Annotated in this window: 9 protein-coding genes; 5 read left to right on the top strand and 4 right to left on the bottom strand. The window is 60.9% G+C overall.

Annotated features, from left to right (window positions below):
• From WBF74_RS13610 to mutL, 4 genes are all read left to right on the top strand, one after another.
• The coding region (locus WBF74_RS13610) for a M16 family metallopeptidase (RefSeq protein ID WP_424440826.1) at positions 1-1,332 on the top strand (1,332 nt) is incomplete at its 5' end.
• Complete coding sequence (locus tag WBF74_RS13605) at positions 1,329-2,705, top strand: M16 family metallopeptidase (RefSeq protein ID WP_424440824.1); 1,377 nt, start codon at positions 1,329-1,331, stop codon at positions 2,703-2,705. The genes WBF74_RS13610 and WBF74_RS13605, both read left to right, overlap by 4 nt.
• A gap of 129 nt (positions 2,706-2,834) precedes the next feature.
• Positions 2,835-4,184, top strand: coding sequence for a glucose-6-phosphate isomerase (locus tag WBF74_RS13600; RefSeq protein ID WP_424440822.1), 1,350 nt, complete (start codon positions 2,835-2,837; stop codon positions 4,182-4,184).
• Positions 4,181-6,004 carry a DNA mismatch repair endonuclease MutL gene (gene mutL, locus WBF74_RS13595; protein ID WP_424440820.1) on the top strand — a complete coding sequence of 608 codons (1,824 nt, stop codon included), beginning with the start codon at positions 4,181-4,183 and terminating at the stop codon, positions 6,002-6,004. Before WBF74_RS13600 ends, mutL begins: the two co-directional genes overlap by 4 nt.
• On the opposite strand, the gene WBF74_RS13590 is transcribed toward mutL, so the two are convergent.
• The gene (locus WBF74_RS13590) at positions 5,987-6,715 is read right to left on the bottom strand and encodes a pyrimidine 5'-nucleotidase (protein ID WP_424440818.1); all 729 of its coding nucleotides are present in this window, start codon (positions 6,713-6,715) and stop codon (positions 5,987-5,989) included. The two genes, mutL and WBF74_RS13590, sit on opposite strands and share 18 nt — an antisense overlap.
• 154 nt (positions 6,716-6,869) lie before the next feature.
• Here WBF74_RS13590 and WBF74_RS13585 point away from each other — a divergent pair, with 154 nt between their 5' ends.
• Positions 6,870-8,141 (top strand): DUF2336 domain-containing protein, encoded by a 1,272-nt coding sequence (locus WBF74_RS13585; protein ID WP_424440816.1) that lies wholly within the window; start codon positions 6,870-6,872, stop codon positions 8,139-8,141.
• Between the two features lie 22 nt (positions 8,142-8,163).
• On the opposite strand, the gene WBF74_RS13580 is transcribed toward WBF74_RS13585, so the two are convergent.
• The 3 genes from WBF74_RS13580 to yihA form a co-directional block, all read right to left on the bottom strand.
• A complete protein-coding gene (locus tag WBF74_RS13580) occupies positions 8,164-9,165 on the bottom strand; it encodes a DUF1036 domain-containing protein (protein WP_424440814.1) in 1,002 nt (333 codons plus the stop codon).
• Between the two features lie 74 nt (positions 9,166-9,239).
• Positions 9,240-10,139, bottom strand: coding sequence for an acetylglutamate kinase (argB, locus tag WBF74_RS13575; RefSeq protein ID WP_424440812.1), 900 nt, complete (start codon positions 10,137-10,139; stop codon positions 9,240-9,242).
• 23 nt (positions 10,140-10,162) lie between these two features.
• Positions 10,163-10,749: ribosome biogenesis GTP-binding protein YihA/YsxC (gene yihA / locus WBF74_RS13570; RefSeq protein WP_424440810.1), on the bottom strand; the 587-nt coding region annotated here is incomplete at its 5' end.

The raw sequence follows: 10,749 nt of genomic DNA, 5'->3' as shown, positions 1-10,749 counted from the left end.
GCTGCGCTTCTGATTGCGGTTGTGCTGGGCCTTGCCTTCGGGAGAAGCGGTGGCCTCGCAACGGGCGCACCACCTGTTACCTTCACGCTCGAAAACGGAATGAACGTGCTGGTGATCCCGGATCACCGCGCGCCCGTTGTCACGCATATGGTCTGGTACACGGTCGGCGCCGCGGATGAAACGCCAGGCAAGACCGGCCTTGCGCATTTCCTCGAACATCTGATGTTCAAGGGCACCGAAAAGATCGCACCCGGCGAGTTCTCGCGCATCGTCGCGCGCAATGGCGGGCAGGATAACGCCTTCACCCATTATGATTTCACCGCCTATTTTCAGGTGATTGCGAAAGACAGGCTTCCTCTCGTCATGGAGATGGAAGCAGACCGCATGACGCAACTGCGGCTGACCGACGCCGAAGTGCTGCCCGAGCGCGATGTGGTGATGGAAGAACGGCGGATGCGGATCGAGAACAATCCCGTTGCCGCACTTCAGTCGGAAATGAGTGCCGCGCTTTACGGCAATCATCCCTATGGCCGTGACATTATCGGCCATATGGAAGAGATCGCGGGCCTCACCACGGAAGATGCGCTCGATTTCTATGAGCGTTTCTACACACCGAACAATGCAACGCTCATCGTGGCGGGTGATGTGACGGCGGAAGAGCTTCGTCCCCTTGCTGAAAAATATTACGGCGTGATCGGGGAGCGCGCGCCGACCTTCATCCGCGAGCGCGCCGCGATTGAATGGCCGAGCGAAGATGTGCGCATCACGCGGTATGACCCGCGCGTGACGCAGCCGACATGGCTCCGCTTCTATCCCGCCCCCGGCTATCGCACGGCGCAGGAAGCAGACAAGCCTGCCTTTGACGTGCTTGCGGAAATTCTCGGTGGCGGCACGACGAGCCGCCTTTACCGCTCACTTGTGGTGGAGCAGGGGATCGCTGCCGGTGTGCAGAGCTGGTACGAGGGCAGCCGCCTTGATGATGGCAAGTTCGGCCTCTATGCCGTGCCCCGCACCGATGGCGGGCTGGAGCTGCTTGAAGCGGCAGTCGAGGCGGAAGTGGCGCGGCTGCTTCAGGGCGGCGTCAATGATGACGAACTTGCGCGCGCAAAGACTGTCATTGCAGCCGGTGCCGTTTATGCGCGCGATAATCAGCGCACCATGGCCTATGCCTATGGCGAAGGTTTGATGACGGGCATGACCGCTCGCCAGATACATGAATGGCCGGAGCGTGTGCAGGCCGTTACAGGCGCGGATGTGCTTCGCGTTGCGCGGCTGGTCTTTGAAGGCACCCATGCCGTGACAGGCGAAGTTCTGCCGGGAGAAGAGCCGTGATCCGCCTCGCGCTTGCCGTTCTTTTGTTTCTGGTCGCACCGCTCGCGCCTGTCGCAGCCATGAATATTGAGCGCGTGGTAAGCCCGGGCGGCATTGAAGCCTGGCTCGTCCAGGAAGACTCAATTCCCGTCATCACGATGGAAGTTGCCTGGACGGGGGGAACGGCCTCCGACCCCTCCGAAAAAAGCGGCCTCGCCAATATGGTTTCCGCGCTTCTCGATGAAGGGGCAGGCGATCTTGATTCCGCAGCCTTTCAGGAGCGCGTGGACGACATTGCCGCGCGCATTTCCTTCTCTGCCGAAAGCGATCATTTTCGCGGCTCTCTTCAGACTCTTGCGAATGCACGCGATGAGGCGTTCCGTCTTTTCTCGCTCGCCATTTCAAGCCCGCGTTTCGATGAAGATGCGGTAGAGCGCATCCGCGCGCAGATCCTCACCAGCCTCGCGCGGAATAGGGACCGGCCGGACTGGATCGTGGAAGACACCTGGTTCAAATCCGCATTGGGCGACCATCCCTATGCGCGGGCAGGCGAAGGCACATCGGACTCGATTTCGCAGATCACGCGGGACGATCTTGCGGATTATACGAAACGCATACTCGCGCGCGACAATCTGAAAATCGCCGTGGTTGGTCCGATCCCTGCGGCAGAGCTCGGCGCGCTTCTCGACAAGACATTCGGCACCCTGCCGAAAGAAGCAGATTTGCCCGCGATCCCGAATGTTGAACTTCCCGAAAAGGGGGAGGTCGTCGTCGTGGTGCGCGACTTCCCGCAAAGCGTCATTCTGTTCGGTTCGCAGGGATTGCTGCGCGATGATGAGGATTTTATTCCCGCATTCGTGATGAACTACATTCTGGGTGGCGGCAGCTTTTCCTCGCGCCTGATGGAAGAGGTCAGGGTGAAGCGCGGCCTTGCCTATTCAGTCGGCACTTACCTTGATCCTCGCACCCATGCGGCGTTCTTTTTCGGTGAAGTCGGAACGAAGAATGAGCGCGTCGGCCAGACGCTTGCCATCATCCGGCGCGAACTTGCGTCCATGGCGAAGAATGGCGTGACTGAGGCGGAGCTTGAAGACGCAAAAACCTATCTGACCGGCTCCTATCCGCTGCGCTTCACATCGAACCGCTCGATTGCGAACCAGCTTCTGGGCATTCAGCTCGAAAATCTCGGGATTGATTATGTCGAGCGCCGCAATGCGCTCATCGAGGCCGTGACGCAGGAGGATATTGCCCGCGTGGCAGCCCGCCTTCTGAAGCCGGAAAATCTGCTGGTGACGATTGTAGGAAAGCCCGACCTTTCAACCGATTCGGGCCTGCCCGAGCGGGATGACATGGCACCCGCACCCTCCGCTCACCCGTCGGGAGTGCCGCACTGAAATCGCGGTCAAGGGAACGCGCCCTGCTGGCCGGGCGTTGAGCTTCTTGTTACGCTTCAGCCTTGCTACGCTTCGGGGGCCAGCAACCGCGCATGGCCTCCTTCCCGCGCTTTGATCGGAACGAAACAGATGGCCGCATCCGACCTTCCCTATCGACAGTCTCTCGATAATTGCTTCGCCGACCGGATCGGCAGTGAGGGCGGCCTTTCCCGTGAAGCCTTTGATGCGACGCTCGCCGAAACGGAAAGCGCGCTGGACTGGCTGCGCCGCGCACATGACAGCAATGAATTGCCGCTTCTGCGTGTGCCTGCAAGGCAGGATGATCTCGCGCCGATCGAGGAAGTGGCCGACCATCTTCTCAATAACACAACGGATATTTTCATCTTCGGCATTGGCGGTTCGGCGCTCGGCGCGCAGGCGCTGGCGCAGCTTACCGGCTGGGGCACGCAGGCCAATGTGCAGAAGGGCGGCGTGCGTATCCACATCCCCGACAATCTCGATGCCGCGACGATGGAAGCTGTGCTCGGAAACAGCGACTTGCGGACGACACGCTTTCTCGTCGTCTCGAAGTCGGGCGGCACGGTCGAGCCTGCCATTCAGACACTCGCCGCCATGAGCGCGCTCGAAAAGGCGGGCGGCGGCAAATATATGAAGCATCACTTCGCCGTGCTGACCGAGCCTGCGAAGAACGGCAAGCCGAATCCCATGCGCGCGCTCGCGGAAACATATGGCTTCCCGACGCTGGAGCATGATCCGGGCGTCGGCGGGCGCTATGCGGTGCTCACCAATGTCGGCCTTCTGCCTGCCCGCCTTCTGGGCCTCGACATCACAGCGATCCGCGCGGGTGCCGCCGCCGTGCTGAAACCGGTGCTTGAGGGCAAGGGGGCGGCCCATGCCGCGCCCGCACTCGGCGCCGCGCTGCAAGTCGCTATGATGCGCGAGAAGGGCACGGCCATGTCGGTCGTTGCTGGCTATGCAGACAGGCTGGAGCGTTTCCTCGCCTGGTATTGCCAGCTCTGGGCAGAAAGTCTCGGTAAGGATGGCAAGGGCACGACGCCGGTTAAGGCGCTTGGGCCGGTGGACCAGCACAGCCAGCTTCAGCTCTGGCTCGCCGGTCCGCGCGATAAGCTCTTCACGCTTTTCCTGACCGACACGAAGGGCAAGGGGCCAGAAGCGCTTGCTTCGATCGCCGAAAACACGGCATTCGATTTTCTGGGAGGCCACCGCATCGGCGATCTCGTCGATGCCGAACAGCGGGCAACGGCAGATACGCTTGCAAAGAACGGACGACCCGTCAGAACCTTCACGCTTCCTGCGCTTGATGAACGCACATTCGGTGCTCTCTTCATGCATTTTATGCTGGAGACCATCATTGCCGGGCGCCTCCTTGGCGTTGACCCGTTTGACCAGCCTGCGGTTGAGGAAGGAAAAATCCTCGCCCGCAAATATCTTGCCGAAGGCAAAGCCCGAAACCGATGAGCCGTATTCGCCGCCTCAGCGAAGGAACGATCAACCGCATCGCAGCAGGCGAAGTGGTGGAGCGCCCCGCAAGCGCAGTGAAGGAGCTTGTCGAAAACGCGCTTGATGCAGGCGCGCGCCATATCGACATTGTCGTAGAAGGCGGTGGGCGTGATCTCATCCGCATCATTGATGACGGAATCGGCATGTCGGCGGAAGAACTGGCGCTGGCTGTGGAGCGTCATGCAACATCGAAGCTTCGTCTCGATAACGAAGGTCTTGAAGATTTGCATGACATCGCAACGCTCGGCTTTCGCGGCGAGGCGCTCCCCTCCATCGGCGCTGTGGCGCGTCTCACCATCACAAGTCGCCCGCGCGATGCAGAGACGGCCCATCGCATCATAGTGGAAGGCGGGCGCGTCAGCGCAGTGGAGCCTGCATCAGGCCGCACAGGCACGCATATCGAAGTGCGCGATCTTTTTTATGCGACGCCTGCGCGTCTGAAGTTCATGAAAGGCGAGCGTTCGGAAACGCAGGCGATTGCCGATGTGGTGAAGCGTCTTGCCATGGCGCATCCGGGAACCGGCTTTACGCTAACGGGCGGTGAGCGAAACATATTGCGCCTTGAGCCGGAACTGCCGGGTGAGGGCGGGCGGCTCTCGCGCCTCGGCGCGGTAATGGGCCGTGACTTTGAAAGCAATGCGCTTGCGATTGATGCCATGCGCGAAGGCGTGGGCCTGCACGGCTTCGCGGGACTGCCAACCTATAATCGCGGCAATGCGTTGATGCAGTATCTCTTCGTGAACGGCCGCCCGGTGCGCGACCGGCTGATCGTCGGGGCGGTGCGCGGTGCCTATGCGGATTTCCTCGCGCGGGACCGGCATCCCGCCGTTGCGCTTTTTGTCGAGATCGATCCGCGCGATGTGGATGTGAACGTTCATCCGGCGAAGGCGGAAGTGCGCTTCCGTGATGCGGGCCTTGTGCGTGGCCTTATTGTCGGTGCGCTGAAGCGGGCACTGGCCGAGGCGGGTCATCGCGCTTCGACCACGGTGGCCGGTGCCGCGCTCGGCGCGCTGCGGCCGGGCGAGCCGAACAATGCGCCCGTGCCGTCCCATTGGTCTGCGTCTCCTTCCTGGCAACCCGGTATCGCGGAAGAGAAAAGGGACTGGCAGGGCGCTTTCGCGGAACTCGGCGGACACGCGGCGCGTGTCGAGCCTCTTGCTGAGGCGCCTCACGCCGCCCCCGCTGCGCCGACGCCCGACATGCCGCTTGGCGTGGCGCGCGGTCAGGTGCATGAAACCTATATCGTGGCGCAGACGGCGGACGGAATTGTTCTTGTCGATCAGCACGCGGCGCATGAGCGCCTTGTCTATGAGCGCATGAAAAAGGCGATGGCGGAGCGCGGTGTTGCCCGCCAGCTATTGCTCATTCCCGAAGTGGTCGATCTTGATGAGGCAGAGGCCGAGCGTCTCGCCGCGCGCGCGGATGAACTCGCCGAGCTTGGCTTCGTGCTGGAGGCTTTTGGTCCGGGCGCTGTCGTTGTACGCGAAGTGCCTGCGATTTTCGGCAAGCTCGATGTTGCGGGTCTCGTGCGCGATCTCGCAGACGATCTTGCCGAACTTGATGAAGCCTTGTCACTCAAGGAACGGCTGGAAGAAGTGTGCGGCACCATTGCCTGTCACGGCTCGGTGCGGGCCGGGCGGCGGCTTACCGCAGAAGAGATGAACGCGCTTCTCCGCGAGATGGAGGCAACCCCTCATTCCGGCCAGTGCAATCATGGCCGGCCGACCTATGTGGAACTGAAACTGTCGGATATTGAGCGGTTATTCGGCCGTCGCTGACGCAGCGAGGCAATGCGACGTCAGAAACTCCCTCAGCACATCCGTGACGTGATGGATATGCGGGCCGTCTGCGCCTTCAAATGAAATCTGATGATGCCGCTCCGGCCCCGCCACACCGGGCCGCACCCACACGGTTGTCATGCCAAGCGTATGGGGCACTTCGAGGTTGCGAGCGATATCCTCAAACATCGCTGCGCGGGAAGGCTCGATGCCGCTGGCCTCGATGAAGCGGTCATAGGCACCCCGGCGCGGCTTCGGCTCATATCGCGCCGTCACAATGTCGTAAATGCCATCAAACACATGATCGATGCGAAGCTGACGCAGCACATTTTCCGCATGGGCAAGCGAGCCATTGGTGAAAATGATCTTGCGCCCCGGAAGGCGCGCAATCGCCGCGCCAAGCGCTTCATCGGCCATCACGCCAGATACGTCGATATCATGCACGAAATCGAGAAAGGGTTCCGGCTCGCAGCCATGCACGGCCATCAGGCCGGAAAGCGTCGTGCCGTACTCGATGTAGAATTCCTTCTGGATGCGGCGTGCTTCCGCGACATCGACTCCCAGCAGGTCGCAGATATAGGCGGCCATTTTCTGGTCCACCTGCGCAAAGAGATCACAGGCAGGCGGGTAAAGCGTGTTGTCCAGATCAAAGACCCAGGCATCGACATGGTTGAAGCCGCGGGGGAGGGGGGATGTTTCAATCGCCGTCATGGCCTCTATGTGCCGCTTTGCGCGGAACTTGGCAAGTTTGACAGGAGGCGGGAGGGGCTAAGAGGTAAACCGCTCGTTTCCGGCTCAAACTCTTAATCAACTGTTAAACCCAGGGCCGGAAAACTGCACAGGTGTTCAATCTTCCGGTGCAGGAATGGCGATCGGTTTTCTCTCACGGCTGTTCGGGCGAAAGAAGCTCCCCGCGGAGCTTCGCTACGAAGATGCGCGCCGCGTGCTGGAAAGCCACCAAAAGGCAGCAAAGCGCGAACTTGCCGCGCGCACTGATGCGCCGCCCGAAGCGCTTTACTATCTTGCCTGCGATGATGACCGGCAGGTGCGTGGCCTTGTTGCCGCAAATCCCGCAACGCCCATTCAGGCAAATGAACTGCTGCGCACGGATTCCGATGGCGAGGTGCGTCAGGAGCTTGCCCGCAAGATTGCGCGCCTGATGCCGGATATGGAGGCGGGCGAACTCACCCGCCTGCAGCAAAGATCACTTGAGCTGCTGGAGCGACTGGCCGAGGACGAGTTACCTCGCGTGCGCGCCATCATTGCAGAAGAGATAGCGCAATGCGCACATATCCCGCGCCGCCTGGCGCTCAAACTTGCGCATGATGTTGAGGAAACGGTCTGCGGCCCGATCCTGCGTTATTCCCCGCTCCTGTCGGATGAGGATCTGATCGAGCTCATCGCCTCGACCCGCGTGCATGGTGCTCTGGAAGCCATTGCTCGGCGCGACGGGCTGAGCGGCGATGTCTCCGCTGCCATTGCTGCCTCGCTCGATATTCCGGCGGTGGCGCAGCTTCTGGCCAATCCCAGCGCGCAGATCCGCGAAGAGACATTGAACAGGATCATCACGCAGGCGCAGGGCATTGAGGCGTGGCATCGCCCGCTTGTGATGCGGACCGATCTTTCCCTACGGGCCATTCGGCGCATCGCCACATTTGTCTCGCGCTCGCTGATTGATGAGCTTGCCAGCCGCAACAGGCTTGATGATGAAACTGCACAATGGCTGAAGGCGCGCGCGCAGGAGGCCATTGAAAGCGGGCGCGATGGCAGGGGCCAGCCTGTCACGGTGGAGATTGTCCGCAAGGCATTTGCGCGCGGCGAGCTGGGTGATGAAATCGTCACGGGTGCGGCAACCCTTGCGCGGCGCACACCTGTGGTCACAGCACTTTCGCTTCTGTCGGGCGCACCGCCTGAAACGGTCGAGATGGTGATTGATGCGCAAAGCGGGCGCGGCATTGTGGCGCTCTGCTGGAAGGCGGGGCTTTCCATGCGCACTGCGCTTGCCATCGAAACGCATATTGCGCGTGTGCCGAAAGAAAGTCTCATCCTGCCGCGAGACGGGATCGACTATCCGTTTGATGAGAAGGAGATGGTCTGGCATCTCCAGTATTTCGGGCTTGAGGCAAACAGCGCCTGAGCACCTCATTCACCTGAGCACATCATTCAAAGGTGACAGAGCGGTAAAGCTCATCCCCCGTATTGACACGCAGAAAGCCGCGTTCATCGAAGCCGCGCGCCGCGCAGCTCTCCCGACCCCGGATTTCGAAGCGCGTTGCCTTGGTGCAAAAACTGTCATTCCCGCCCCAGACGAGTTCAACGCCGTCGCGCCGGACAGGTGAACCGCTATGGTCCAACGCTTCGGCATAGACGTGATAGGCATCCTGCAAGAGCTTGCCCTTGATTGCTTTCCGGCAGCTTCCGGCCTCAATGCGTATCCAGCCGCTCGAGATTTCCTCATCGCCATTGCGATAGCCGATCGCGGCCCAGACGAGATCATCCGTCCGGTTGCAGAGATCAAGGCCGAGGCTTGCATGGTTCGCAATGGCGCGTTCCACAAGTTGTTCCAGAAGTTCCGTGTCGATCCGGCCGGTTGCAGGCAAATCTTCGGAACGCTGGAAAGCTTCAACGGCGCGCAGCGTGTTGCGTGCGGCAATGCCATCCACCTGCCGCAGCGCGAAGCCGAGATCATGCAGCAGTCGTTGCACGCCGGCGATGCGGGCCTGCTCGGGCGTGTAGTCGCTTGCCTCCGCAAAGCTGGTCGTCCAGTTCTTTCCGGCGGATGGTCTCACGCGCAGGAAGTCGGCTGAATCAAAGCCGCGCATGGCGCATTGGTCGCGGCCTTCTATCTCGAAGGCGTTCTCCACAACACAGAAGCCGATATTACCGGAGAAATATTTGATGCTGCCCTCATGCGCATCCATGGAGCGGGCAAAGACGTAATAGTCGCTTTCCTCAACGGGCCCTTGCAGCATCGGCGCGCAATCGCCCGGCAGGATGCGCACCCAGCCGCGGCTCATCCAGCCGCGTTCGGACTCAAAGCCGATTGCGGCATCAAGCACATAGCTCGTGAGGTTGCAGAACTCGTAATCTGCCTTCGCTGCCGCGGGCAGCATGAAGCAGAGAAAAAGCGTGGCAGCGGCAATCTGCAGAAGATGCTTCATGTGGCGCGAACTTCCCCCTGACGGAAACTTTAGCATCCGTGAGCGGGCAGGGGAAAGCCGCGATGAGGCAATAGTCAGCGCTGGATCAGCGTGCCTGCACCATGTTCGGTGAAAAGCTCAAGCAGAACGGCGTGAGGAACGCGCCCGTCAAGAATGACGACAGCTTCAACGCCGCCTTCAACCGCTTCGATGCAGGTCTCAAGTTTCGGGATCATGCCACCGGAAATGGTGCCATCCTTCATCAGCGCGCGGGCTTGCTCGATGGTGAGTTCCTCGATCAGATTGCCTTCCTTGTTGAGCACACCGCTTACATCGGTGAGAAGGAGAAGGCGGGCAGCGCCCATCGCAGCGGCAATGGCGCCTGCGGCCGTATCCGCATTTATGTTGTATGTGTGTCCGTCCGGAGATACGCCAATCGGCGCGATCACGGGGATGATGTCCGACTTCTGGATCACTTGCAGGATTTCAGGATTGACCGCAGCCGGCTCGCCGACAAAGCCGAGATCGAGAATCTTCTCGATATTCGATTCCGGGTCGTGAACCTTGTGCTCGACCTTGCGCGCAACGATGAGATTGCCATCCTTGCCGCAAAGGCCGACCGCGCGGCCACCCGCCTGATTGAGCTGCGCCACGATCTGCTTGTTGATCGATCCGGCAAGAACCATCTCGACAATCTCGACGGTCGCCTTGTCGGTGATGCGCAGCCCGCCGGAAAACTCGCTCTTGATGCCGAGCCGCGTCAGCATCGCGCCGATCTGCGGACCGCCGCCATGCACGACGATGGGATTGAGTCCTGCCTGCTTGAGCAGAACGATATCGCGGGCAAATTCCGCACCAAGCGCTTCATCGCCCATGGCATGACCGCCATATTTCACGACGACCGTGCGCTTGTCATAAAGCTGCATGAAGGGGAGCGCTTCGGAAAGGACGCGCGCCCTGTCGAGTGTCTGGGTCTTGTTTGTCTGGTCTGGCATGGTGTCTTGCCCTGTTCCGCCCCTCATTCGGCCTGCGGTTTATATCCCAGCGCTGCCGGATCAGCCAGCGAGGCGATCTCGGCGCGAAGTTCTGCCATGCCCGATCCTTTCTCGCTTGATGTGGCGAGGATGGTCGGATGGGCGGCCACATGGCGGCGCAGTGCTTCGCGCACTTCAACGAGCCGCGTGTCGAGTTCGCCCTTCTTCAGCTTGTCGATCTTGGTCAGTACGATCTGATAGGAGACGGCCGCCTCGTCCAGCATGTCCATGACTTCATGGTCATTGGGCTTGAGACCATGGCGGGAATCGATCAGCAGCATCACACGGCGCAGTTCGGGCCGCCCGCGCAGATAGGCCATCACGAGCGATGTCCATTGGCTCACGCGTGCCTTGGTTTCCCGCGCATAGCCATAGCCCGGCAGGTCCACCATCACGAGGGCGGGAGCGTCTTCCTTGCCGAGCGCAAAGAAATTGAGCTCCTTGGTCCGGCCCGGCGTGTTGGATGTGCGGGCAAGGGTCTTGCGGCCTGTCAGCGCATTGAGAAGGCTCGACTTGCCGACGTTGGAGCGGCCCGCAAAGGCAACTTCCGTCAGCCCCGTATGCGGCAGGC

Origin of the sequence: Parvibaculum sp., from assembly GCF_049672805.1 — a bacterium.
GTDB lineage: Bacteria > Pseudomonadota > Alphaproteobacteria > Parvibaculales > Parvibaculaceae > Parvibaculum.
Note: the sequence above shows the minus strand (reverse complement) of the source record. Positions and strands in the feature narration are given on the sequence as shown.